The sequence below is a fragment of the Sphingopyxis sp. genome, from assembly GCF_036675685.1.
Taxonomy (GTDB): domain Bacteria; phylum Pseudomonadota; class Alphaproteobacteria; order Sphingomonadales; family Sphingomonadaceae; genus Sphingopyxis.
Genome location: NZ_JAKFEM010000001.1, coordinates 1 through 25,414, shown reverse-complemented (window position 1 = coordinate 25,414; position 25,414 = coordinate 1). Strand labels below are relative to the sequence as shown.

Below are 25,414 nucleotides of genomic sequence, written 5' to 3'. Positions count from 1 at the left end.
ATGACCGACACCTCGACCGCGCATCCGACCAATCCTTTCGATCCCGATGCGCTCAATGCCGCCGAGGGGCTCGACCCCGTCGACCCGGCCTATGTCCATGTGTTGCGCGCGACGACGGCGCTGAACCTGATCCCGCTCGCGATCGGCGCGAGCGTCTTCGACTATCTGCTGATCCGGCATATCGAGGGGCCTTATGGCCTGATCACTGCGCTCGCGTGGCTGTTCGCGGTCATCGTGATCATCAGCTTTCCGTCGCGGCGCGTGTCGCGTTGGGGGTATAAGATCGGCGAGGGCCAGTTGCGCGTCGCGCGCGGCTGGCTGTTCCGCACCGACACGATCGTCCCCTTTGTGCGCGTCCAGCATATCGATGTCGGGCAGGGGCCGGTCGAACGCTGGTTCGGGCTCTCGCACCTGATCGTCCATACGTCGGGCACGCACAACAGCACGGTAACGCTCCCCGGCCTCCACGCCGACCTCGCCGCCGCGATGCGCGAGACGATCCGCCGGCATATCCAGACGGACTTTGCATGACGGGCGAAGCCGCCATTATTGCCGAACAGGTTACGGGCGACCAGGCGCATTGGCAGCGGCTGCATCCCGCGACGCTGGCGCTCGCGATCGTCGCGCTCGGGCCCAAGTCGCTCAACTTCCTGCCCGCGGTTGCGGCGCTCGGCTTCACCGGCAACTGGGTCTATATCGTCCCCGCAATCCTCGCCTTTCTGCTCATCTCGCTGCTCGCCGCGTGGTTCCAGTGGCTGCGCTTCCGCTTTGCCGTCGGCGACGACGAGGTGGTGATCGAAAGCGGCGTGCTGTCGCGCCAGCACCGCACCATCCCCTTCGACCGCATCCAGGACGTCAGCATCGAACAGGGGCTGGTGTCGCGCGCGCTCGGGATCGCGAAGGTCGGGTTCGAGACTGGCGCGGGCGGCAAGGAAAATGACGCCGCGCTCAACGCCATCGCGCTGGATGCCGCGCAGGCGCTGCGCACGACGATCCGCGCGCATCGCAGCGGCGACGCGGCGTCGCCGATCGCTGCCGACACGCCCGAAGCCGCGCCCGTCGCCGAAGACCGGCTGCTCTTTGCGATGACGCCGCGCCAGCTGCTGGTCGCGGGGCTGTTCAACTTCTCGCTCGCCGCGCTCGCCGTAGTCGGCGCGGGCATGCAGTTTTTCGACGGGCTGCTGCCGTTCGATTTCAACGTCTTCAACCCGATGGACTGGATCGACATTGCCGAAGATTATGGCCTCGACCAATGGCTGCTCGCGCATCGCTGGATCGCGGGGGTCGGTGCCGCCATCTCGCTGCTCTTCATCGGTTTCGCGAGCGGGGTCGCGACGATGTTTTTCGCCAACTGGGATTTCCGCCTGACCCGCGAGCCGCGCACGCTGCGCCGCACCCGCGGCCTCACGACGCGCACCGACGTCGCGGTGCCGGTGCGCCGCGTGCAGGCGGCGATCGTCGTCACCGGCTGGTTCCGCAAACGCTTTGGCTGGCACGAGCTGCGTCTGCAAAGCCTCGCGAGCGACGGCGAGAAGGAGCGCGATCATCAGGTCGTCCCCTTTGCGAAGCTGTCGGCGATCGACGCCGTACTCGCCGAAGTCACGATCCTGCGCCCCGACGCCGGCCAACCATGGCAGCGCAGCCACCGCATCATCGCGCTCGGCGGGCTGATCGGCGCGACGTGCGCGACGATCGGCGGACTTGTCGCGGTCTCGCTGGGGCAGGCCTTCGGCTGGATCGGTCCGGTCGCGGGCGTGCTGATCGGCGCCGGATCGCTGTTCGGCGCGCGCTTCCACCGCTGGACCGACCTGGGCGAACAGGTCGCGATCCGCCGCGGATGGTGGAAACCGAAGATGACGCTGCTGCCGCATGCGTCGGTGCAGAGCGTCGACCTCAAGACCGACTTCATCCTCCGCCCGCTGGGCCTCGCGACTTTGGTGTTCGGCGTCCCCGGCGGCGGCGCGCTCGCGAGCCACGAGATCCCTGCGATCCCGATCGAAACCGCACATGATTTGCGCGACCGCATCCTTGCCGCGCGAGGGCGGCGATGAGCGGCGCGGCGCTTGGCATCACCCGCTCGATTATGGGCCAGCCGTGGCATTGGCGGCGCGCGAGCGCCGACATGGGCGCCGAGAATCTGGCGCCCGACGACCTCGTCACGCAGTTGCTGCTCGCGCGCGGGGTGACGCGCGACGACCTTGATCGCCAGCGCACGCCGACCTTGCGCGGCTTCATGCCCGACCCGTCGCTGTTCCGCGATATGGACGCCGCCGCCGCGCGGCTCGCCGATGCGGTCGAGCGCAAGGAGGCGGTGACGATCTTCGGCGACTATGACGTCGATGGCGCGACCTCGGCCGCCTTGCTCGTGCGACTGCTGCGCGGGCTCGGGCTGCCCGCGGGCGCCTATATCCCCGACCGGTTGATGGAAGGCTATGGCCCCTCGGGCGCCGCGCTGGTCAAGATCGGCGAGGCGGGGTCGAAGCTCGTCGTCACCGTCGATTGCGGGGCGCAGGCGTTCGAGGCGATCGCCGAGGCCAAGGCGGCGGGAGTCGAGGTGATCGTCGTCGACCATCACCAGTGCGCGACGACGCTGCCCGCAGCCTTTGCGCTGGTGAACCCCAACCGGCTCGACGAAGTTCCCGACGCCGCGGTGCACGGCAATCTCGCCGCGGTGGGCGTCGCCTTCCTGCTCGGTGCGGCGCTGCTCCGCACCTTGCGCGCCCGGGGCTTTTTCGCGACGCGCGACGAACCCGCGCTGATCGACCTGCTCGACCTCGTCGCATTGGGCACCGTCGCCGATGTCGCGCGGCTCACCGGCTTCAACCGCGCGCTGGTGACGCAGGGGCTGAAGGTGATGGCGCGGCGCGGCAACACCGGCATCGCGGCGCTGATGGACGCCGCGCGGCTGACCAAGCCGCCGACCGCGAGCGACATGGGCTTTGCGCTCGGCCCGCGCATCAACGCCGGCGGACGCGTCGGCAAGTCCGACCTCGGCGTGCGGCTGCTCACGACATCGGACCCGCACGAAGCGGCCGAAATCGCGCAGGAGCTTAACCGCCTCAACGAGGAGCGGCGGGCGATCGAGGCCGGTGTGCTCGACGAGGCGATTGCGGCGAGCGCCGCGTGCGGAAACACCCCCGTCGCGATCGTCGCCGGACAGGGCTGGCACCCCGGGGTCATCGGCATCGTTGCCGGGCGCCTGAAAGAACGCCTCCACCGCCCCGCGATCGTCATCGCGGTGGGCGAGGATGGTGTCGGCAAGGGATCGGGCCGCTCGATCAGCGGCGTCGACCTCGGCGCCGCGATCCTCGCCGCGAAGGAAAGCGGCCTGCTCGTCGCGGGTGGCGGGCATGCGATGGCGGCGGGGCTGACCGTCGCCGCCGACAAGATCGACCCGCTCGGCGCCTGGCTCAACGACCGTTTGGCAGCCGACGTCGAGCGCGCGAGCGGCGACAAGTCGCTGCTGATCGACGCGGTGCTCGCGCCGCGCGGTATCTCGCCGCTCTGGTGCGATGCGATCGAGAGCGCGGGTCCCTATGGCGCCGGCTGGCCCGCGCCGCGCGTCGCGACCGGGCCGGTGCGGATCGTCGAATCGGGGATCGTCGGCACCGACCATGTCCGCCTGATCGTATCGGGCGACGACGGTGCGCGGTTCAAGGCGGTCGCGTTTCGCAGCGCCGAGACCGAGCTCGGCCAGACTTTGCTCCACGCGCGCGGCGGGCGCAAGCTGTGGCTCGCCGGCCGCGCCAAACGCGACGATTGGGGCAGCCGGCCGGCCGCCGAACTGCATCTCGAGGATGCGGCCTGGGCCGACTGAAGGCACGAAGGGGGAAGCGACGATGTACAGCCACACCACGATCGGCGTCGACGATTTCGCCCGCGCCGAACCCTTTTACGACGCGATCATGGCAGCGCTCGGCCATCCCGAAATGATGCGCCAGAGCGAAGGCAAGGGCTATGGCACGCCGACGGGTCCCAAGGTCTTCATCGGCCCGGCCTTTAATGGCGAACCGGCGTCGGCCGGCAACGGCACCCACATTGCCTTCATCGCGCCCGACCGGGCGACGGTCGATGCCTTTCACGCCGCGGCGCTTGCCAATGGCGGCAGCGACGAGGGTGCGCCGGGGCTGCGCCCCCATTATCACGCCAATTATTACGGCGCTTATGTGCGCGATCCCGAAGGCAACAAGCTGCAGGCTGTATGCCATTCGCGGCGCGGTTGAATTAGCACCGATAGAGTCCTTGACCGGGCGAACACTCACGGCTAATGCGCCGCTTCACCGAACGACGGCCCCTTCGTCTAGCGGTCTAGGACGTCGCCCTTTCACGGCGAAAACACGGGTTCGAGTCCCGTAGGGGTCACCACGGTCGAGCGAGCGGTCGGCTCGTCCATTCCACGAAAATTTCCGACCCTGCGGCCCCTTCGTCTAGCGGTCAGGACGCGGCCCTCTCACGGCTGAAACACGGGTTCGATTCCCGTAGGGGTCACCAAAATCCTCTCTCAGAGGATTTCAAGCAGTCTCATAAACTGCTGTTTCCTCACGTTTGCTGACAGCTTGCCTCGACCCAAATAAGAGCTGCCTCAGGCGACTTGGGCCACATCAGCGATCCTTGCGACATTCGCCCATCTAGCCGGCCGCTCGCATATCGACGGGAACCAAGGTCGGAAATTTAATCTATCCGTGCCGGCATAAGTTGACCTGGCGTGGTGACTGGGTCGTCGCGCCGCACCCGCCGCCGAGGGGATAAATGCTCATCAACAGCTGGTGCCCGGCCTGATAGCGCAGCAGCGACAAGAATATCGATGCTGTCGCAGCGCGCGGCGGGAAGAGCGTGGATATTTTATCGAGGTCAAAATCTCTCTTAAATTAATATTGATAACCCTCTTGCCCATCATTCACGCTATCGCTAATTAATCTCAATAGCGGATCAATTTGCGAGCGGAATCGAACGAAGCCGGTGCGCGGATAATATGGGTGGCCAGAACCGTCATGGACAAAGATCTGATTGTTACCCTTGCCGCCGATGTCGCAGCAGCCTTTGTATCGAACAACCGCGTAGCTGTCGGCGACGTTCCCTTGGTAATCCAACGGATATATGACAGCCTGACCGGCCTGGGGTCACCCTCGGAGTCACCTCCCATCGAGATAGCTCCAGTCGTGCCAGTCCGCTCGTCCGTAAAGCAGGACTTTATCCTCTGCCTTCAGTGCGGAAAGAAATCGAAGACCCTCCGGCGCCATATTTCTTTCGCTCACGGCCTCGACGAAATGGCATATCGGCAAAAGTTCAACCTTCCCCAATCCTATCCCATGGTCGCCCCTGGTTATTCGGAAACGCGCAAGGCCTTGGCAATGAAGATCGGCCTTGGCACGGCGGGGCGAACCAACGGCTTCGGCGTGAAGGTCAAGTAGTCACCGATCTACTTTGATCTCGAATAGCGCCGACACTTGAGTAATAATCATATATTTGTGAACAACTAAGTTACCGTCCGACGCCGGAGCTCAAAATAGATATTGTTAACGTGCCTTGTAATCATGGTGCCACTTTAAGACAGCGAAAATATTCCAAACACACGCCCAGAATTTTGGCGCATAAACAGGCTGCGACCCGATCGGATCAGTCCGGTCCAGACTAGGGCGGCCTTACGGCCGCCCTTTTTGCTACGCCAGAAGGCGTCTTCATCGCCGGATCTATGGGCAGTTTCCGGATCGATACCGCAAAAGGCAGGCCGAGCGTCACTTCCCCGGTCGGCCGGGCGAATGGAAAAACTCGCCATCATTCTCGGCGTCGCACTGCCCGAGTTGATGGGTCAGGACGACGCAGGAACATTACGCCAACTAATTGCAAATGCGCAAATGCAGATCGCCCGTGCCGCCGGCATCAGCGCCAATCGCGTCAGAATCACGATCGAGATGTAGACCGGCGACGCGAAGGAATCGCGTCGACTTGCGAAGGCACGAACGCACCCGACGGCAGGTCAGGGCGGCTAATCGCCGGAAAAGTTCAGGGACGCCAAGGCGACGAGGAGTAGAAGGATTGCGCCGATGAACAAGATCGTCAGCACGGAAAAGAGAAGGGCGTTCGGCGGTCGCCCGGGGATGCCAAGATCGGTCTCCGCGATCCCTTCGCCGACAGCGCCGGCGTTTTCATGATAATCTTCGTCGTAGGGAGCTTTGAGCAGAGCGCCGCTGATCGCGCTTTCCGGCACCGGTGACAGAAATTCGCATCCGAAGCTCCTGCCTTCGTTGCGAACGACGCGGGCGGGCGTGGCGCCGATTTCGGGCAGTACCAGCAGGAATATCTCGCCTGCCGCAAAGGCGATGTCGGTCTCGATCAGCATTCCCGTACGGGACAGATTGCGAATGACTGCCGTCGACTCCAGCGTGGAAGACTGCGCCGCGACGTCGAGCCGAAGCGTACGACGCGTGGCGCGGCGGCGATCGGCTTCTTCGGCAGGGCTGGCGATATGAGCAAGCAATGGTCGCAAGGTCGGCTCCCTTGGCGCCGAGCCTTCGGTCGACAAGATTAATTTTGCGTTGCGACCAGGCCCAATGGAGCCCGCCGCCCAGACCAACGCGCCTTACCCCGAATCAGGGGTAGTAGAAAAGCAGCGAAACGATCCCGCCGGCCGCGATGGCAATGCCATAGGCAATTCTGCGCTCGAAGAGCCTGGTTTTGCCCTGGCCGGAACCGAAGGATATTCGGAGAAAATGGACGATCATCCGGGCGAGGACGATGATACCCCCACTCACCGCCGTGACGACCAGCAGCAGAATCGCCTGGGGAAGTCCGAACCACAGCGCGATGGCCGCGTAGAGTTTGACGTCGCCGCCGCCGAACCAGCGAAGCGCAAAAAGCGCGAGCCCCACCGACAGCGCAATCGCGAAATGCAGCAGGTGCGACCAGAGCGGTTCGGAAAAGGGAAAACCGGCCCCTTTCGCCACGACGAAAAGAAATATGATCATCGCCGGATATATGTTGGGGATCAGGAAACGCCGTGCGTCCGAGTAGGCGGCCAACAGAAGCAACGCGGCGAATGCACCTTTGATTATCAGCGAAGCTTCGATCATTGCTGTCCCGACACATCCGAATATTGCTGCCACAGCCCGGCGTCATGGCGCGGCCGCTCGATCAGAGCCTGCGAAAAAAGCGCTTCGGCAAGCCCGGTGCGGCCAGCGCGCCGGGCGCCCATCGCGGCAGCCTGAAGTCGCTGGCTCCAGAAAGCGTCGCGCTCCCAAGGCCGACGGACGGGAATCCGTCCCATCATCGCATGCGCGAAATCGAGATTGATTGCGATATCCTGCCGCCGAGGTTGCTCGCGAAGCAATCCGCCGAGCAGGCCAGCCGCTTCGGCCGCACCGTCGGTTGCGATCAGCGCAACTGCCAGATCGTTGCGAACGGCATCGCTATCGTGCTGCAGGACGAGCGCGTGCCGGTAAGCATCAACTGCGGCCGACGGACGGCCGAGACCGAGGTACACCTGCCCGCGAGCGCGCCAGAATACCGGTTCGCTTGTGCAAATCACTTCATGCGCGCGAAGATGAACCTCCGCTTCGTCGAGCTGGCTCGTCTGAATATCGGCCAGCGCGCGCGCTGCGATCGCCCGGCATGTCCGCCCCTCCGGACCTGCCAATGTCGCAAGCAGTTGCCGCGCCTCGAGCGGGCGCCCTGTCGCGACAAGCAGTTCGGCGCGCAGCAATCTGATGTGATCGTCCACGTCGTCATTGCCTTGTTGGGGCAGCATATCAAGAAGCGCGCGCGCCTCGATCAGGCGATTTCCCTGCAATGCATGGTCTGCCGCGCGGACCAACTCGGCATGCGTGCCGGACGCCTGCGCAGTCGAGGCGGGCGCCGGCGATCGATCTTCAACCGAAGAATCCCGTGCGGCCGCCCCTGAGCCAAAGGCAGCGATCAGAAGAAACCCGGCGCTTGTCAAGGCGTGGAACCGCATGGACCGAGCGCCGCTAGGCTTCGTTGTCGCGCGACCAAAAGGCCGCATGCCAGATCGCGGCAATGCTGCCGCCCAGTTCGCTATGGTTTTCGAGCCGTTCAAGATAAGCGGCCACCAGCCCAAGATATTCCTTGTTAGCCGTCCGCAGCGCGGTGACGGTTTCGGGCTCCGCGGCTTGCCCTCCCTCGATGAAGCAGGTGGCGCCGTTCGGCTTGGCCGCAATGAAGACTTCGCCGGCGCTAACCCTGAAGATCTGGAGCGAGGCCGGGCTGGTCGGCGGCAGCGATGGACCGTTATCCGACGTGCAGACGATCGCGCCGTCTTCGCGGGGTCCGGCGACGTTGCGAACCATGACATCGCGAGCCGGCGCGGGGAGGCTCAAGCCGACCAGCAAGGGACGGAAAGTTGCGCCAAGCGGACTGCGAGTTTCCAACGCCGCCAAGGACGCGGGCTCATCGTGCAACGATACGCGTTGTAAATCGGCAAACGGTTGTACGTTCGCGGCCGGCGAGATTGCGGGAGCAAATTCAGGCCGGTCTGCGCTCGCCAGCAGCTCGCGCCGTTTGTCTTCCTGACCCGAAGCGGCATAGAGAGCGGCCAGATTGCGCCGTGTCCTCCCGTCGGCAGGGCTGGCCGCCAGAGCGCGCTGGAAATAACGCTCGGCCAAATCGCGGCGACCGATGCCGTCATAGGCAATGGCCAGCCCGTTCAGGCTATCGGATTCGAACGCCGGGTCGCGGCTGGCGGCTTTGAACAACTCGATCGCAAGGCCATAATGTTTCGAAGCAAGGAAAGTCCGCGCTCTGGCCATGGATTCCTGGGGAGACAGGTCGGCGAGCACCGGCACGTCGCGGACCTGCGGCATTCCTGTCTGTATCCGCGGTCCGAACGAGCAGCCCGCGAGGGCGACGACCGCCACCAGGATCACCTGCTTTTTGCATCCGTGCATCACCCGCCTCCCCCTGCCAGCGCCGGTGCCACCTCACGAATCACGCGAATGACCGCCGGCAACATCAAAACGCCAATCATGACCGGCAACATGCAAGCCACCAGCGGGATTGAAAGCAGGACCGGCAGGCGATGCGCCTTTTCCTCTGCCCGCATCCGGCGCTTTTCGCGCATTTCCGCCGCGTAGATCCTGAGGGTCGTCGCAATGCTCGATCCAAGCTTGTCCGACTGGATCAAGAGCGTCGAGAAGGCGCGAATCTCGTCGACACCGGTGCGATCGGCCATGTTGCGCAGCGCTTCCTCGCGCCCAGCTCCGGCCCTCAATTCCAGTGTCGTCTGCGAAAGCATCTCGGCAACCAGCGGGTGGGAGACGGTCATTTCGCGGCCGACGCGATCAAGCGCCGCCTCGAGCCCCATGCCCGCCTCGACGCACACCAGCATCAGGTCCAGGCTGTCCGGGAAACCGTTGAGCACTTCCTGCCGCCGCCTGTCGGCCTTCGCCGTAATGAAAAGGCTCGGGAGGAATAGGCCCATCGCCGCGAAGCCTGCGCCTTGAAGATATAGGCTGAACAGCGATTTCGGCTCCTCGGACAGCAGCTGGGGCATGACGATGGCAATCGGAAGGGCAAAAATCAGCAGCAGGCGGACAAGAGTAAAAACCTTCGGTGCATGCGCCGAGCGATAACCTGCAGCGAGCATCTTGCGCTTCAGTCCTTGCACATCGGAATCACCGAGCGAAAGCCCGCTGCTCTCGATCCGCGCTGCGAGCTTCGCCCAGGCGCTCGCCCGCGCGTCAGAGGCGCGGAGCCCTCGGGTCGTCGCGTCGGCAGTTGCAGGGGCGGAATCCCGATCCAGCCGTCCCAATACCTGCTGGCGGCTGACGAAGCCGCGCATGGCGGTGAACACCAGCGACGTCACCGCCACAAAGACGATAAACAGGAAGGCGATCTTGAGATAGAGGGAAGAAGCAAGTATTTCTGCCATATCACACCTTCAGATCGACCATGTGCCTGATCGAAAAAAAGCCGATCAGATAAAGAAGGATGAGCCCGCCAAAGCCGGTGAAGAATATCGGATCCTGAGCGACATCGAGATAGAAGCTGGGATTGGAGGTGAACAGGCCGACAAATGCCAATATCGGCAGCGCGGTCAGTATGATCGCTGTCATGCGGCCTTCGGAACTAAGCGCGCGAACTTTCATGAACATGCTTGCACGATCCCGAATGACCTGACTCAGATTTTCCAGGATCTCGGCAAGGTTGCCGCCAGTTTCCATCTGTACCGAAACCGACACGACGAACATGTGCATGTCAGGAAGCCCCCACCGCTCGGCCATCCGCGCCAGTGCCTCACGCAGATCGAGGCCGAAGGCGATCTCGTCGCTCACGATGCCGAATTCGGACCCGATCGGGTCGTCCATTTCCTTTGTCAGCAGATCGAGCGCTGCGGGTATCGGATGGCCGGAACGAAGACCTCGAACAAAGATATCCAGCGCGATCGGAAACTGGCTTTCCATCCGGCGGCGACGGGCGTCGGCCATCCTGCTGATGACCATCAAGGGCACGGCCAGGGCCAGCGTCAAACCGATGGAAAGCGCGAGCTGGGCCGTACCCAAGGTAAGCGGGAAGCCCGACGTCCCGGCGATAACGAGTATGAGAAAGGCAATGGCAATGGCCCCGACCAGCATCAGGCCAAAGACCTGCACTTCAGGACGCTTGATATTCGCCGCATTGAGCATCCGCCGGAAGGACTTCAGGCGATCGGCCACCCAAGGCGGCGCATTTGCAATTCCCCGTGGCACATCCTTGCGCAACAGCGAAGTGACTGCTTCGCGATCCATTCCGCTGTTGATGAGTTGAAGCCGACGGTTGACGGCACGGCGCTTGCCCTGTCCCTGCACGACCATTGCGCCAAAAAACTGGGTCAGCAGAACAATCAGCGCAAAGAGCGCCAATATGGTCAAAAAGCGGAGGGCGGTGTCGCTCATATCAGTCCATCGGCCGATCCGGACGGAACAGTCCCGACGAAAGCTCGACGCCATGTGCCGACAGGACATCGAGGAACTTGGGCCGTATACCGGTCGCCTCGAAATGACCGAGAACGCGATTGTCGGCATCGCGACCTGTCATGCGGAATCGGAAAATATCCTGCATGGTAATGACATCGCCTTCCATTCCGGTAATTTCGGATAGGCTCATCAAACGACGCCGGCCGTCGGAAAGCCGGCCGATTTGCACGACGACATTGATCGCGGAAGCAATCTGCGCCCGCGCGGCGCGGGCCGGCATATCGATGCCGCTCATCCCGATCATTTGCTCGACGCGCGACAGCGCATCGCGCGCGCTATTGGCGTGTACGGTGGTCATCGAGCCGTCGTGCCCCGTGTTCATGGCTTGCAGCATGTCGAAGGCCTCACCGGCGCGGACCTCGCCAACTATGATCCGGTCGGGACGCATCCGGAGCGCGTTCTTGACGAGATCACGCTGCGATATTTCACCCTTCCCCTCGATATTGGCGGGCCGGGTTTCCAGCCGCGCCACATGTTCCTGCTGCAGCTGCAATTCGGCCGAATCTTCGATCGTCACGATCCGTTCGCGCTCGTCGATGAAAGAGGAGACGGCATTCAGTAGGGTCGTCTTTCCCGAACCCGTGCCGCCCGAGATGAGGATGTTGCGCCGCGCCCTAACGATGCCTTCCAGAACCTCGGCCACGGTGGCTGGGACACTGCCGAATTCGACAAGCTTTGCTATATCGATCGGGATACGGGCAAATTTGCGGATCGAAAGCAGCGACCCGTCGATCGCCAGCGGCGGCACGACGGCATTAACGCGCGAACCATCGGCAAGACGCGCATCGACAAAGGGCGATGCCTCGTCGATGCGGCGGCCGACGGCGCTGGCGATTTTCTGGATAATGCGGAAAAGATGCCGCTCATCCTTGAAACGCGTCCCGATGCGCTCCAGCACCCCCTTGCGTTCGACAAATACGATATCATGACCGTTCACCAGAATGTCGGTGATCGTGTCATCCTTGAGTAACGGCTCGAGAGGGCCCAGGCCAAGCAGTTCGTCGAGGACATCGCCGACCATTCCGCGTCGTTCACTGGCGTTCAAGGCCAGTTGATGCCGATTCAAAATATCGACAATCAACTCGCCTGCTTCCGCATCGACCTGTGCTCGCGACATTTTCTCGAGCTGCGCCAAATTGATCTCGTCGAGCAATTCGCGATGTATCTGGACCTTGAGATCCAGCATCTCCGCGCTGTTAGCCTTGGCGCCATCGTCAACCGGGTGCTGAGACATTCCCTCTGACGAGGTCGCCATTTCCACAGCGGACACTTGCTCCGTCTTCGAACCCTTTTGTTTTTGTACGTGCCACATCGGAAGGGCCTACCTCTTGTCCAACTCGTCACCGACAAGGTCGGCGAGCGCCGCCAGATCGATCGCGACCCGATTTTTCCGGGCGATATTTCCGACGAGAATGCCCTGATCGTGAGCCGATTGGACAACCACATAGTCGCTATCGACCTTGGCGAAGATCGGATAGCGCAGCGAGTCGGCCGCATCCTGCACGTTGATCGTTCGAAACAGCCGCTTTTCGACCCGGTTGGCGACAATTCTGATGCGCGACCGGTCGATGCCGGTTTCTTCGAACAGAGTCAGGCGACGGCGGGCCTGGCGCAGGCTGCCAACCGACAAATCAATCACAAGCAGGATCATGTCCGCCTTGTCGATGGCCGACAGTGTCCAGTTCGCCCAGCTGCCCGGAAGGTCGAGTACGACATACTCATATTCCTCGCGCGCGAGTTGAAGCACACGCTGCAACTGTTCGTTGTCGACCTCCTCGAGTGGCGCGATCCGTTCGGGAGCTGCGATCACCGCGACGCCGTCGCTGCCGACGGCGGCGACGGTGCGCAACAACTGACCATCCGCCCGTTGCCCCGCTGCCAGCAGGTCTTCCATCGTCAAGCTGGCCGAAGCGCCCAGATATGAAGCGGCGTTTCCGAACTGCAGATCGAGATCGACAAGGCAGCAGCCCCGCTCCCTGCCACTGCGCTGGCACAGAAAATAGGCGAGATGCGTGGCGATGGTGGTGGCGCCAATGCCCCCGACGCTCGGGGCGACCGCAACAACGGGAGCATTCTTGACCTCCCGCGCGGCGCTTTTGATTTTCGATGCCAACAGATTGTTGACGGCGTCTTCGAACTCGTCGGGCTGAATCGGCAGCGAGATAACATCGTCGACCCCTTGGCGAAGAAGCATGCGGGTGGTCGCCACATCGCCGTCGCGCATGGCGACGATCAGCGGCAGGGTGGCACGCTGCGACCGCAGCGCCGTCAGCCGGCGCATCGATGCAGGCTCATCGCTGCGTAACTCGACGACCAGAAGCTCGGCGTCCCCGACATGATCGGCGGTGATCGGATCGCTTGCGCCGACATTCACGAGGCCAAAACTAAGCTCGGGATAATCGCTCTGCACGAACGCCGACCTGCCGAACTCCTCATCCGATATGACCAATTTGATTTTGCAATCCAAGTTCAGGGATCCATTGTTCGAAGGAGAGCCAAATAGTTCTTTTTTACCCACCGATCGTTCCTTTCAGTTGGACGCGCCGCCGGACCCGTCTTCCATCGTCAGCGAATAGCTGAAGTCCGGAAGATCGATGTCGCCGCCGAACAGGATCAGCGTGGTGGGGACGAATTCCATGTCCCGGAGGCGGACCGAGATGATCGGCGCCACATCGGGACCATTCGGGTCACCCGCGAAACCAAGGCCGGAGTAGCGATATTCGACGATGACGTTCGCAGCGGCGATGTCAGGCTTGATGTCGTTCATGCGGTCGACGAGGTTGTTGAACGCCGTGGTATTCGCCGTGGTCGAAAAGCCGCAGGTGCCGAGGCACGTACAGCCGGCGCTGGTGCAGGACACACCGGGAAATGCCGAAGCGGGGACCGGGCTTCCGGCCGGAATCCCGGCCGAAGTTGCGAAACTATAGCCGGCAAGCCCGCTGGGGATCATCGTGGTCACCGCCGCCCAGCGCGCGCCCGTCTGGGTGGCCTTTTCCGCTTGGTTCACTTCCCACGCATAACGCCCGACGTCGATGATGCCGAACAGGAACAACAGGATCAGCGGCAGGACGAGCGCAAACTCCGCCGCCGGTCCGCCGCGCGCGTCGCGCGCCAATTTGGTGAGGAGCGCGGTCATATGCCCATCACCGCGGCATTGGCACTGGCCGAGACGACCGCGCCCGAGGTGTTGAAGCCCAAGGTTCCGAACAGCGAAGGATAGGCGATGGTCGACGAGACGGTCACATGGATCGCGCCATTGGCCTCCGTCGCGTAAACCCCGCTCGACGTATATTCATCGGTGACGGGCGCCTGACAGGCGGCGGTCACGGTGACCTGCGAATTATTGTCCCACGTCGACACCTTTGGCGTGCCGCCGGATAGCTCGCCCGTGCGGGTCAGGTTCTGGACCTGGCCGAGCACCGTCGCATCGGTGATTTGCGAACAGCTGTAAGCCGTGAACGACTGGCGCGCCGCAAAGCGCGCGCCGTCGCGCACACCCTTTATCACCTTGTGCTCGGTCCACAGATAGGCGCCGGCCTCGAACCCGCCGAACATGATGGCGAGCAGCATCGGCAGAATCAGCGCCATCTCGGCCGCCGCAGCCCCGCTTCGACAAGCGCGAAACGTCAAGGAAGGATGTCTGCCCATCACATCATTCCAGCAGATAGGGGACATTGCGCTGGACCACCTGGCCCGCCGTCTGTCCCGCCGTGCCGCTGCCGGTTTCACCGATCAACTCGACATAAACGTCGGTGGCCTCGGTCACGACCGTGCTGCCGCGCCGCCGCTGATAGGACGGTTCGACCAGAAAAAGATCGACCCATTTGAGCACGGGAACGCCGCTTTCCGACCCGTTCAGGTTGAGCGCTTCGCAATTGATCACCGCCGCCGAAATCCGCCGCCGATCGACGGTCGTGGCGTTGGGCGTAATGCCGGACCCGCGGCAGACCGGATAGCTATAGCCGTCCTTGTTGCCCTGCATCGTCTGCTGCATGTCGCTGGTCCCGGTGTTGCCGAGCTCCCACAGATAGACATCGTAGCGGCTGGCGTTCGATCCCAGCCCGGTCTGCGACTGCCACGTCCCGCCGCTCCAGCCATAGTTGACGAGGAAATAGGCGTCGCGGTCCCATGCGCCGTTGCCGATGCGACCGTCCGCCGTGGTGCAACCGGCAGCGATGCTGGCTGACAGGTCGTTGCTGATCGCGTGGCACAGGTCGCGCGGATGGCCCATGATGTCGGGGTAGCCCGAGGTCAGGTTCGCCGCGGTTGTCGGGCGATAGGGGTTCGGCGATTCCTGCCAGCCCTGCTGCCCGGAGGTTCCGCAATTATTGCCCTTGACCAGATCCTTGCGGACGTTGCGCGACGGCGAACAGGTCCCCCCCGCGGGACAGGTATTCGCGCCGTTGGTGTCGAGGTCGAAACGCGTGTTGAGCGCGTCCATCACGACCGCGTTCAGGCCGGGCTTGGTCGTGACGCCGGTGATGGGCAGGCAATCGCCGGGCACCGAATTATAGCCGAGCGCCGCCGCAAGGTTCGACGCGCCGCTGCCGAAGCCGCTTTCGAGGAAGCCGAAATTGCCCGGCGCCGTCGCATTGCCGGTGATGAGCTTCATCCCCGCTCCCGCCAGCGCGTTGGCGTCAAAGGTCACATTGGCATTTGTGTTATTGATCGGTTCGGCGGGATTACAGAACATCACCGGCGGCACCTTGCAGATCGCCGATCCCAGGCCCGCGAACGCCTTGGCGCCCAGTTCGCCGCTGATCGCACCCGCCAGCGGGGTGAAGGCATAGTTGGCGGTGCGCGCGGCGATTTCGACCTCGATGAAATTGGCGTTGGCGTCGCTGGTCGCCGCGGTGGTCTTTGCCTCGTTCTGATAGAAACGAATGTAGCCGGCCGCATCGCAACCGGTTTCGGGAGCGATCGTCACTGCTGTCCCGTCGCCGTCATTCGCCAGCAACGCCAGGTTCGCAACCAGCGTCGTCGTCGCGGCCGAGGCGCGCATGCACGCGCCGGTCTTGCCATCGAGTTGCGATGCGCCGGCAAGTGCGGCCTGGTCGGCGGCATTTTGCAGCTCGCTGTCCATCCCGGCGAGCCGCGAATAGTCGAAACCCAACCCGCCAACGGCGACCAGTGCGAACAACGCCAGCCCGAATGTGGCCGCCGTTGCGCCCGACTGGTCGTTCAGGAAATGACGGTGCAAATCCCGCGGCATGGTTTCAACTCCCCACTGGTCCTCTTGGTCATTTCGGTGATCCGGTTTCGGTGTCGGTCGTACGGATGGAATCGGGCTGCTTCACCATATCGGTGCGATAGCGTTTGACCGCCGCCGCCGACTTGGCGGCATCGGTCGGATGGCCTGCCTCATCATATTGCGGGTCGGGGTCGACGACCTGCGCCGCCATCGTCTGGCGCACCGAATTGCCCAGGGTGACGTCGGTCGGCGTGCAGCCCCCGACAAGCACGGCCATAGCCGCAGCGATCATGATACGCCGGTCAATATTCATATCCGCCTCCTGTTTGCGGGGCCGGCTTGGTTTCCGGTTTCGGTCGCATTTGCTGCTGGACCGGCGGGATCGCCGGGACGGCATTGTCGGTGCGGCCGAGAAGAAAGAGGTCGAGTTCGGTCGGGTCGCCCACCCGCTCGGTCGGCAATGCGACCTGGTTCGGGCGGATCGGCTGCACCAGCCGCGGCGTCACGACGATCAGCAATTCGGTTTCGCCGCGTTTGAAGCCTGATGACCGGAACAGCGAACCGATGATCGGGATCGACCCGAGCAGCGGCACCTGGCGCACCGTGGTCGAGAAATCCTGACGGATCAGCCCGGCGATGGCAAAGGATTCGCCGTCGCGCAGTTCGAGCGTGGTTTTCGCCCGCCGCGTCTGGAGGCCGGGAATGGTAATGTCGTTGAGCACGATCGAGGCGGTCGGATCGATCGAGCTGACCTCGGGTTCGACGACCAGGTTGATGACGCCGTCGGCCAGGATCGTCGGGGTAAAGCCCAGGCTGACGCCAAAGGGTTTGAACTCGATCGAGATGCCCTGTCCGCCGCCGCCGCCGCCGGCACCGCCGCCACTATTGCCCTGGACCACCGGGATCGGAAACTCGCCGCCGGCCAGGAACGACGCCTTTTCGCCCGACAACGCGATCAGCGTCGGTTCGGCGAGCGTTTTGGCCATCCCCTTGCTTTCAAGGCTGTCGAGCACGCCCAATATGTCGAGCCCGCCCAGACTGAAGCTTTTGCGGAAGATGCCGAAACTTTCGGTGATCGCAGACAGCTTCAGAATGCCTTCGCCGGTCTCGGGGTCGGGAACCAGCTGCGCGCCGCTACCGAGCGCGCCGTCGAAGCTGCCCGATCCGTTGCGGAAAAAGCTGCTGACGCCGATCTCCTTGCCGGTCTGGCGATTGATTTCGGAAAAACGGACCTCCAGCATCACCTGCTGGCTCGATCCCACCCCCATCATGTTGACGACCTTCTCGCCCGCATAGGTGCCGGCGATCTGGACCGCATTTTGCGCGGCGACGGCGCTGCTGACCACCCCCGACAACACAACCGCGTCGTTCGAGATGCGGGCGCTGATATTTTCGCCGGGCATCAGTTCCGACAATTGCCGGCGCAGCGTCACGACATCGGGACCGACCGCGATGTCGACGATCGTGATCACGCGCCCGCCCTTGTCATAGACAGTCAGGCTGGTCGTCCCCATCTTCTTGCCCAGGACATAGATCGAGCGATCCGAGATCGGCATGATGTCCGCGATTTCTTCCGAGCCGATCATCGCTCGTCCGAACGGCCGGTCGAGCGTCACCGTCTGGCTCTTGTTTAGCGGCACGTCGAGTTGCCCGGCATGGACACCCCCGGCCGACGCATATTGGGCATGGGCGGCAGGTGCCAGCGTCGCGGCCGCAAGGGCGAGGGCCGCCGCGATCGCGGTGCCGCCGGGGCTTCGAAGATTACGAGCCATGACGTTTCACCCCATAGGTTGTGGACTTGGTTCCGCGCACGATTTCGACCGACGGCCCCACCGGTGGTGACGGTGGAGCCGCCGGCGCCCTTGCCGACGCCGGGGGTGCGCCGCGCGGGGGCATGGCGGGATATTCGGAATAAAAGCCTGGCGGCAGGCCGGCGAGACCGGGCGACTGCGCCCGCCGGGCAGGCGCCGAGCGCCAGCCGCTGCCAAGGTCGCTTTGGGTGACGGTCATGTTCGCGCCGTCTTCGATGCTGGTCACGTTGCGCAGCGCGAGCGAGATCGACCCGACCTTCTGCGCCAGCGCCAGTTTCTGGGCACCCACGGGGTCGACCTCCAGCGTCGCGGTCTTCGCGACCTGCGGATCGGTCTTGTTCTCGTCCGCGACCTGGTCGATCGCGATCACGCGAATTTTTTCGAGGACGATGTCGGTATATTGATCGTTACGGTCGGCGCCCTCGCCCGACTGTTGCCGCGTCAGCAGCACATCGACGACATCGCCGGGGGCGATCATGCCGCCGACACCCGCGACATCGTCGATGCGCACCGCGGCGGCGCGCATGCCTTCGGGCAACAGCGCCGAGATCGAGGCGCGGCCATCATCGCCCGAAATCTTGGAAGCCAATATGGGTTCGCCGACCGCGATGGGCCGCAGCGCGACGCGCGGTCCGCGCGGATTGTCCACCACGCCGATCGACGTCTTGAAGGCGCCCTCGGGCATCGAATTGGCGGGCCAGCCGACCAATTTGGTATTCTGCGCCGTCAGCGTCGTGCCAAAGCCCAGCGGCTGCGTCGCAACCAGAACCTGTTCCAGTTTCAGCTCTTCGACCTGGCGCTTCTGGCGCTCCTCGATCCCGCTGAAATAGGTATTGGCCAGAAAGACGACAAAAAGGCCGAGGACGACCGCTATGCCAATGATAATTCCATTACGCCCCGCAAACATGACGCCCCCCCCGAAGCAATCTACTGGAAATTAACAGCAACGGCTCGCAGAGCCGATGCTGTTAATTATACGAGATTAGACTTTGGAAGGCGGAGCTGTCGGCGACGCCTTGACCGCGTCACCGGCGCCTTCAATTGCGGTCACGATGGTATTGCGTAGATATACAGCCGCGCCGGCAATGCCGACGCCCACGATCGCGAGGATCAGGGCATATTCGGCAGCCGAAGCGCCGCTTTCGTCACGCACGAAATTTTTCAGAAAATTCTTCATCGTCTGACTCCTATAGGGCCGCAAGTGGGCGGCCTATGTCTGTCCTCCCCCCCCATGGAGGCGGCCAGACATTCCAGCTGAAGGAGTGCATAGGAACCGACGCGACCCGGTATTGAAATGCCCAGCTTGCGCCGGTTCAACCTGTCAATGCGGTCCTCAGCAAGGAACCCCCCGATTCAACCGCTTTTGCTAACTTTGGTCAACACAATATTAACTTGTGTTATCAGACTGATAATAACTAATTTTTGTTAACCAAACTTTATGTTGGCTGATTTTTGGCTAATCTGCGTCCGAGTCGATTCCGATTCGAACTTCGACGCGAAGTATCTTTTCTTGCCCTTAATTTCGTTCAATAATCTGGCCATGAAAGGTCAAGTTGACGTTTCCGTCATTAACTTGCGTAAGGCAATCGACGCAGACCGGCGCAAGATGACACAGCGACATGGTCCTGCGCACAACCGGCCGGCGCGTCGACCCGCGCCCGGCATGGATTTGTTAACCATGCGCCTTTACATCGGCATCGTTCGGGAGGATGCCTGCGTCATGATCTACACGGCGATCGACCAGTTGAAGGCCAGGCTGTTCCGTCAGAGCGTCCGGTTCGTCGCACCGCTCGAGAACCGCGTACGCGGGCTGCTCTTCGGCTGGACGGTCATCGTTTTCATCGCGTGCATGATGCGGATCCTTTTTCCCGTCATGCCGGCCAACGATGCGGCATCCGCGCTGATGATGTTCGTGCCGCACATGCTGATCATCGCCAGCCCCTTTTTCGCCTATTGGACCGCCAACGCCCTGTTCCCGCCAGGGGTTGATTTCGCGCAGCCCGAAATCCGGCTTGCGGCAATCGGCAAATGGCGGTCGCTCGACCCGCTTTCGGCGCGCGCGCATCCCGCCTTCGGGCCGGTCGGGGTCATGGCCTCGCTGCTGCTCGGCATGTTGCTCAATGTTCCCGTCCGCACCGCCGAATTCATGGCGGCCGTGCCGACAATGACCAGCGCCGCGCCGATATGGGGTCAGATGATCTATTTCGCGATGTCGGCGGATCTTGTCGTCATGAACTTTCTGTATGTCCTCTGCTTCTTCATGGCGCTGCGGCGGATGCCCTATTTCCCGCGCCTGCTGCTCCTGACCTGGGGCATCGATGTCGTGTCGCAACTCTCCATCGCGACTTATGTCAGCGGCGCTCCCGGCCTGCCCGCATTGGTCGCCACCGCGATCCAGCCTTTGTTGGACAGCAACATCAAGAAGGCGTTCATCAGCATTATCGTGTGGCTGCCCTATCTGGTCATCTCCGAACGGGTGAATGTGACCTATCGCTCGCGTCAGCCGGCATAGCTGCGGAGATCATATAGAGCATCGACGGGCGACTTTGCCTGTCCTCTGGCATCGGGGGGCCTTTGCCCTGAGGGAGACAGATCGCCGCCACGGCGATCGCCCTTGCGCGCCCGGGCGCTTATAGTTCCAGCTCCTCTCCGGTCGGCCGTGGACTGCCAGTTTGCCATATCTTTCCGCCGATTATGGCACCGCCGATTTTGCGCCAACTGGCTCTGTCGTTGATTTCGGCGCCCTTGAACGCCGAACTATTATTACTAAAATTTATACTATAATTTCCAATTGCAGGATCTGGAAGACGACCTGGGACATATTGATTCACCCAATATTCCCTTAGCCAATGGCTAACCTCTCCATCAAATTTTCGTGTTTTTGCATCGGAACGGGACAGGTTTCTTGCCTCGAAGTGCCCGTTTTATCGTCAAATTCGCCAATCAACTGTTTGAATATACAGAATATTGATATCCGTCGGAACCTTCCGAAGTTAACCACGCACGAGCCCAAGCTTATGTTAGCTAAAAATGTGTTAACGCGCTTGCAGAGTCTCGGGAATCCATGTTCTTCTAATTGCGGGGATTAGTCCGAGTCGTCGGACAGTGGGTCGCACCAGATTTGTTATATTTCCTGTGCCGCTTTCGGCGCAGCGTGCGGCGTATCGAGGGAAACAGACATGGATGCTTTCGACAATCCGGCCCGTAACGGGATGGCCGCGCCCCAGCGCGATGGCGCAGCGGCCGACCAGGCAGTGGCAAGCAGCGAATTCCTGGCCATGGCCGCGAACGTCACCGCGACGGCGTCGGCCATGCCGTTGGCGATCCAGGCCATTCTCGTTCCCGACGCCAGCGGACGCGTCGTCTTGCCAGCCGGGGTGGGGATCGACGATATTACCGTTTCGGGAACCGACCTGATCATCGCCTTGCCGAACGGCGAAGTCCTGATCATCCCCAATGGCGCCATCAACATCCCCGCTATCGTGATCGATGGCGATACGGTGCCCGCGAGCAGCGTCGCCCAATTGCTCGAGAATCTTGGCGACCTGAATCCCGAGGCCGGGATCCGCAGCTCCGGAGGCAATTTTTCCGATCCCGAGGGCAATATCCAGGATCCTTACGCGCTCGGTGACCTGCTGCCCTATACCGAGCTGGCTTTCCCGCAGCCGCAGGACGAGGAAATCATTCCCGACGTAAGTGACGAAGAACCGACCACGGTCATCGTCACGCCCGATCAGCCGGCCGGATCGGTCAACGCGACGGCGAGCGTCAACGAAGCAGGCCTTCCCGCGCGCGGCAATGAGCCGGCTGGCAGCAACACCGCCGGCAACAGCGAAACGACAACGGGCTCGATCCTATTCGATGCGCCTGACGGACTGGGGTCGATCACGGTGAACGGCGTCGCGATCACGGCGGTCGGCCAGGTGTTTACCGCACCGTTCGGGCGGCTGACCATCACCAGCATCGCGCCGGGCAATATCGGCTATTCCTATACGCTGGCCGACAACAGCAACGCCAATGCCAACCCGATGGATATGTTCGCCGTGGTGGTCACCGATCGCGACGGCGATGTCGCGAGTGCCAACCTGACGATCTCGATCATCGACGACGTGCCAACCGCGCGCGCCGATACCGACAGTGTCGCGCCCGCCACCTTCACGCCCGAAACGGGCAATGTGATCACCGGCGCGGGTACGACCAGTGGGCCGGCGGGGGCCGACACCCAGGGTGCCGACGGCGCCACGCTGACCGGCATTCGCGCGGGCGCCGCCGGTGAAGGCACGTTCGCGGCGCCCGGCACCGTCATTCAGGGTCAATATGGCACGCTGACGCTCGGCGCCGACGGCGGCTACAGCTATACCCGCAACCCGAACACCCCGGGCGGCGTCAACGACGTCTTCACCTACCGGTTGACCGACGGCGACGGCGATACTTCGACCGCGACGTTGACGATCGCCATCGGCGACAGCCCCGCCGTGATTACCTCCATCCCGACGCAGGGCGCGGGTACGGTGGTGAACGAATCCCAGCTACCGCCGCGCGACGGCGAGACGCCGGGCTCGGCCTTCGACGGCGACAATGAAGCAACGACCGGCACGATCACGTTCACGTCGCGCGACGGCGTCAGCAGCGTGACGATCAACGGCGTTGCCGTCACGCCCGGCGCGCTGCCGCAACAGATTTTCAGCGACGCGACCGGCACGCTGGTGATCAACAGCTATTCCTATGACCCGGTGACGGGTCAGGGTTCGCTCACCTATACCTATACGCTCAAGGACAATACGCTGGGCGGCAGCGGCACGAACGTCAGCTTCAATGTCGTCGTCACCGACCTCGACGGCGACGTCGCCAGCGGCCCGCTCAATATCCGTATCATCGACGATGTCCCGACGGCGGTCAGCGATGTGGACAGCGTGACCGAGGACGGTCCGCTGACGGCGGACGGCAATGTACTGACAGCTTTGGGCGGCGGCGACGCCAATGCGACCGATGGCGTCGCCGACACCCAGGGCGCCGACGGCGCAACGGTGACCGCGGTCACCGGCGGCACCGTCGGCGCTGCCTTTGCCACCGCCTATGGCACGCTGACGCTCAACGCCGATGGCAGCTACACCTATGTCCTGAACAATGCGGCGCAGCCGGTGCAGGGCCTGTCGGCGGGCCAGACGCTCACCGAAACGGTGACCTACACCATCACCGACGGCGACGGCGACATCTCGACCGCGACGCTGACGATCACGATCAACGGCACCGACGACGGCGTCACCATCAACGGCCTCGACGGCGCCGGCGCGGAGCTACTCTTCGACGAAGACGATCTTCCCGTACGCGCCGGCGAGCCTGCCGGTTCGGATTCGGCTAAAGAACCCGTCACCGATGGTGGCAGCTTCTCGGTATCAACCCCCGACGGCATGGGCGCGGTCGTGCTCAACAGCTTCAATGGCGCGCCAATCGGACCGCTTACCCTGGTTACCGCCGACGGCACGTTCACGCCGCAGTCGGTCGCCACCGCCTATGGCACGCTGAGCATCACCGGCTTCACACCTTTGGTCGGCGCCGACGGCTCGGTCATCGGTGGCAGCTTCACCTATAGCTATACGCTGGCCGACAACAGCACCGATCATGGCCTCGCGGGCGAAGACAGCCTTACCGACAGCATCGGCGTCACGGTCACCGACAGCGATGGCAGCAGCGCCAGCGCCAATATCGATATCCGTGTCACCGACGACGTCCCGACCGCGGCCGACGATTTCCAGGCGCAGCCGGTCGAGAACCAGCCTGTCACCATCGATGTGCTGGCCAACGACACGCAGGGCGCCGATGGCGTGCAGCCGGCGAAGGTGCTGCTGGTTGACGGATCGCTGACCGGCGCGGGAACATTGATCAACAATGGCGACGGCACGTTCACCTATACCCAGGCGCCCGGTGAAATCGGCGAGGTCAGCTTCCAGTACCAGATCACCGACGGCGACGGCGACACGTCGATCGCCACGGCGACGATCATGCTGGTGGCCGATTCCACGCCACAGTTCCGCAACGTCGATGACACCACCGTCGATGAGGACGGCCTGCCCGGCGCCAATATCGACAACGGCCTGCCCGGCGAAGTATCTTCGACCGGCAGTGCCACGGCGACCGGAACGATCGTGATCGATTTTGGCGGCGACGTCCCCGCGTCGCTGACGGGATCGCTGGTCCTCAACGACAGCGCAGCACTTGATACCCAGCTGACCGTCGATGGCATCGCGGTGACTTTTGCCAAAGATGGGGCCGACCTCGTCGGCTCGGCCGGCGGCGTTGAAGTCATCCGCATCACGCTGACGACCGCAACCGCCGGACCTGGTGCAACCGAAGTGACCTTTGGCTATTCGGTGACGCTGTCCGTGTCGATCGACCAGCTCGTCCCTGGCAGCGAGGATAGCGACATCCTGACTGCAATCGGCTTTACCGTCACCGACAACGACGGCTCGACCGCTTCGGGCTCGTTCGGCATCACGATCGTCGACGATATTCCGACGCTAAGCGTTTCCGACACGCCCACAAACGCAACCGAGGGCGGTCCGGCGGTGGCTGGAAGCTGGTCGCTCGACGCTGGCGCCGACGGGGTCGATAGCATCACCGTGACATTCGGCGCGGGCAACGCGACGCTTCAGCTCACTGCGGGCAGTTCGGTCACTATCGTACAGCCGACGGGGACATTGACCGTCAATGCCGACGGCACTTTCACGTTCCTCGCCACGGGCGATCAGAACAACGGCTTGAACCCCGCCGCAACCTTCACCCTGTCGACCGTGGATCGCGACGGCGATCCGACCTCGGACACGCTCACTATCGCTATTGACGACGGAGCGAACCCGGTGGGCGGCGATACGCTGACGCTGACCGTCAACGAGGCCGCTATCGATGGCATCGGCCGTACGCCGGCAAGCAACGCCGAAATCGCCAGTGGGACGCTCAATTTCACGGCGGGTTCCGACACATTGTCCGGCTTCGTGTTCGACGGTGTCGCCGGCCTCGTTGCCAATCTCGACGGCGTCGGCACCGACATTTTCTGGACGCTGTCGCCCGACGGCAAGACCATCGTCGGCTCGTTGACCAACGGCGGCCCTGCCGCGATCACGATCAGCCTGACCGCACCGGCGTCGGTGGCGCCGGGCGTTACCTCGGCGGCAACCGTGACCGTTACCCTTGCCGATAATCTGCCGCACGCGCTCGCCATGGCGGCGCAAACGCAAGCGTTGGGCACCGTGACGGTGCGCGCGACCGATACGGACGGCGATGTCGCAACGGGCGTGGTCACGATCGAGGTGATCGACGACATTCCAACGGCGACGGCGGAGCCGGGCCAGACGCTTGCGGAAGGGACGATGGTCAGCGGGGTGTTCGACTTTGTTCCGGGCGCGGACGACGCCGGGCTGACGGCGATCAACGGCAATGCGGTGGCG

Annotated in this window: 23 protein-coding genes and 2 tRNA genes; 10 read left to right on the top strand and 15 right to left on the bottom strand. The window is 63.1% G+C overall.

All coding sequences use genetic code 11. The features are described from left to right. The 8 genes from V6M50_RS00125 (at position 1) to V6M50_RS00090 (ending at position 5,918) form a co-directional block, all read left to right on the top strand. Entirely contained in the window at positions 1 to 531 is a 531-nt protein-coding gene (locus tag V6M50_RS00125; RefSeq protein ID WP_332816497.1) for a PH domain-containing protein, read from the top strand. After that, positions 528 to 2,051 carry a PH domain-containing protein gene (locus V6M50_RS00120; protein ID WP_332816496.1) on the top strand — a complete coding sequence of 508 codons (1,524 nt, stop codon included), beginning with the start codon at positions 528 to 530 and terminating at the stop codon, positions 2,049 to 2,051. Before V6M50_RS00125 ends, V6M50_RS00120 begins: the two co-directional genes overlap by 4 nt. After that, a complete protein-coding gene (gene recJ, locus V6M50_RS00115) occupies positions 2,048 to 3,817 on the top strand; it encodes a single-stranded-DNA-specific exonuclease RecJ (protein WP_332816495.1) in 1,770 nt (589 codons plus the stop codon). Before V6M50_RS00120 ends, recJ begins: the two co-directional genes overlap by 4 nt. 22 nt (positions 3,818 to 3,839) lie before the next feature. Continuing rightward, entirely contained in the window at positions 3,840 to 4,223 is a 384-nt protein-coding gene (locus tag V6M50_RS00110; RefSeq protein WP_332816494.1) for a VOC family protein, read from the top strand. 66 nt (positions 4,224 to 4,289) lie between these two features. Further along, positions 4,290 to 4,365 (top strand) — tRNA-Glu (locus V6M50_RS00105). Between the two features lie 51 nt (positions 4,366 to 4,416). Beyond that, positions 4,417 to 4,491: transfer RNA gene (locus V6M50_RS00100), tRNA-Glu, on the top strand. Between the two features lie 500 nt (positions 4,492 to 4,991). After that, complete coding sequence (locus V6M50_RS00095; RefSeq protein WP_332816493.1) at positions 4,992 to 5,411, top strand: MucR family transcriptional regulator; 420 nt, start codon at positions 4,992 to 4,994, stop codon at positions 5,409 to 5,411. A 348-nt stretch (positions 5,412 to 5,759) separates the two neighbouring features. Beyond that, positions 5,760 to 5,918 carry a hypothetical protein gene (locus tag V6M50_RS00090; protein WP_332816492.1) on the top strand — a complete coding sequence of 53 codons (159 nt, stop codon included), beginning with the start codon at positions 5,760 to 5,762 and terminating at the stop codon, positions 5,916 to 5,918. A gap of 68 nt (positions 5,919 to 5,986) precedes the next feature. Here V6M50_RS00090 and V6M50_RS00085 read toward each other — a convergent pair whose 3' ends face one another. From V6M50_RS00085 to V6M50_RS00015, 15 genes are all read right to left on the bottom strand, one after another. Further along, a complete protein-coding gene (locus V6M50_RS00085) occupies positions 5,987 to 6,523 on the bottom strand; it encodes a PilZ domain-containing protein (protein WP_332816491.1) in 537 nt (178 codons plus the stop codon). Between the two features lie 67 nt (positions 6,524 to 6,590). After that, complete coding sequence (locus V6M50_RS00080) at positions 6,591 to 7,070, bottom strand: A24 family peptidase (protein WP_332816490.1); 480 nt, start codon at positions 7,068 to 7,070, stop codon at positions 6,591 to 6,593. Then, positions 7,067 to 7,951, bottom strand: a complete 885-nt coding sequence (locus V6M50_RS00075) for a tetratricopeptide repeat protein (protein ID WP_332816489.1) — start codon at positions 7,949 to 7,951, stop codon at positions 7,067 to 7,069. The genes V6M50_RS00080 and V6M50_RS00075 overlap by 4 nt, the downstream gene beginning before the upstream one ends. A gap of 13 nt (positions 7,952 to 7,964) precedes the next feature. Next, the gene (locus tag V6M50_RS00070; RefSeq protein ID WP_332816488.1) at positions 7,965 to 8,900 is read right to left on the bottom strand and encodes a tetratricopeptide repeat protein; all 936 of its coding nucleotides are present in this window, start codon (positions 8,898 to 8,900) and stop codon (positions 7,965 to 7,967) included. Next, positions 8,900 to 9,883, bottom strand: coding sequence for a type II secretion system F family protein (locus V6M50_RS00065; protein ID WP_332816487.1), 984 nt, complete (start codon positions 9,881 to 9,883; stop codon positions 8,900 to 8,902). The genes V6M50_RS00070 and V6M50_RS00065 overlap by 1 nt, the downstream gene beginning before the upstream one ends. A 1-nt stretch (position 9,884) precedes the next feature. Continuing rightward, positions 9,885 to 10,886 (bottom strand): type II secretion system F family protein, encoded by a 1,002-nt coding sequence (locus tag V6M50_RS00060; RefSeq protein ID WP_332816486.1) that lies wholly within the window; start codon positions 10,884 to 10,886, stop codon positions 9,885 to 9,887. 1 nt (position 10,887) lies between these two features. Next, the gene (locus V6M50_RS00055; RefSeq protein WP_332816503.1) at positions 10,888 to 12,201 is read right to left on the bottom strand and encodes a CpaF family protein; all 1,314 of its coding nucleotides are present in this window, start codon (positions 12,199 to 12,201) and stop codon (positions 10,888 to 10,890) included. An 87-nt stretch (positions 12,202 to 12,288) separates the two neighbouring features. Then, positions 12,289 to 13,485 (bottom strand): AAA family ATPase, encoded by a 1,197-nt coding sequence (locus tag V6M50_RS00050; RefSeq protein ID WP_332816485.1) that lies wholly within the window; start codon positions 13,483 to 13,485, stop codon positions 12,289 to 12,291. A 12-nt stretch (positions 13,486 to 13,497) separates the two neighbouring features. Beyond that, positions 13,498 to 14,103: a TadE/TadG family type IV pilus assembly protein gene (locus V6M50_RS00045; protein WP_332816484.1), complete on the bottom strand. Its 606-nt coding sequence runs from the start codon at positions 14,101 to 14,103 to the stop codon at positions 13,498 to 13,500. Beyond that, complete coding sequence (locus tag V6M50_RS00040) at positions 14,100 to 14,615, bottom strand: TadE/TadG family type IV pilus assembly protein (RefSeq protein ID WP_332816483.1); 516 nt, start codon at positions 14,613 to 14,615, stop codon at positions 14,100 to 14,102. Before V6M50_RS00040 ends, V6M50_RS00045 begins: the two co-directional genes overlap by 4 nt. A 4-nt stretch (positions 14,616 to 14,619) precedes the next feature. Beyond that, the gene (locus V6M50_RS00035) at positions 14,620 to 16,179 is read right to left on the bottom strand and encodes a pilus assembly protein TadG-related protein (protein ID WP_332816482.1); all 1,560 of its coding nucleotides are present in this window, start codon (positions 16,177 to 16,179) and stop codon (positions 14,620 to 14,622) included. A gap of 28 nt (positions 16,180 to 16,207) precedes the next feature. Further along, positions 16,208 to 16,471: a hypothetical protein gene (locus V6M50_RS00030; RefSeq protein ID WP_332816481.1), complete on the bottom strand. Its 264-nt coding sequence runs from the start codon at positions 16,469 to 16,471 to the stop codon at positions 16,208 to 16,210. Further along, positions 16,461 to 17,930: a type II and III secretion system protein family protein gene (locus V6M50_RS00025; protein WP_332816480.1), complete on the bottom strand. Its 1,470-nt coding sequence runs from the start codon at positions 17,928 to 17,930 to the stop codon at positions 16,461 to 16,463. Before V6M50_RS00025 ends, V6M50_RS00030 begins: the two co-directional genes overlap by 11 nt. Further along, positions 17,920 to 18,876, bottom strand: coding sequence for a Flp pilus assembly protein CpaB (gene cpaB, locus V6M50_RS00020; RefSeq protein ID WP_332816479.1), 957 nt, complete (start codon positions 18,874 to 18,876; stop codon positions 17,920 to 17,922). The genes V6M50_RS00025 and cpaB overlap by 11 nt, the downstream gene beginning before the upstream one ends. A gap of 75 nt (positions 18,877 to 18,951) precedes the next feature. Then, on the bottom strand, positions 18,952 to 19,146 hold the full coding sequence (locus V6M50_RS00015; RefSeq protein WP_332816478.1) for a Flp family type IVb pilin: 195 nt from the start codon (positions 19,144 to 19,146) through the stop codon (positions 18,952 to 18,954). 261 nt (positions 19,147 to 19,407) lie between these two features. On the opposite strand from V6M50_RS00015, the gene V6M50_RS00010 reads away from it, so the two are divergent. Together V6M50_RS00010 and V6M50_RS00005 are read left to right on the top strand one after the other, a co-directional pair. Then, a complete protein-coding gene (locus V6M50_RS00010) occupies positions 19,408 to 20,481 on the top strand; it encodes a DUF2569 domain-containing protein (RefSeq protein WP_332816477.1) in 1,074 nt (357 codons plus the stop codon). Positions 20,482 to 21,148: 667 nt separating this feature from the next. Continuing rightward, positions 21,149 to 25,414 (top strand): beta strand repeat-containing protein (locus tag V6M50_RS00005; RefSeq protein WP_332816476.1); only part of this gene is annotated, 4,266 nt, incomplete at its 3' end.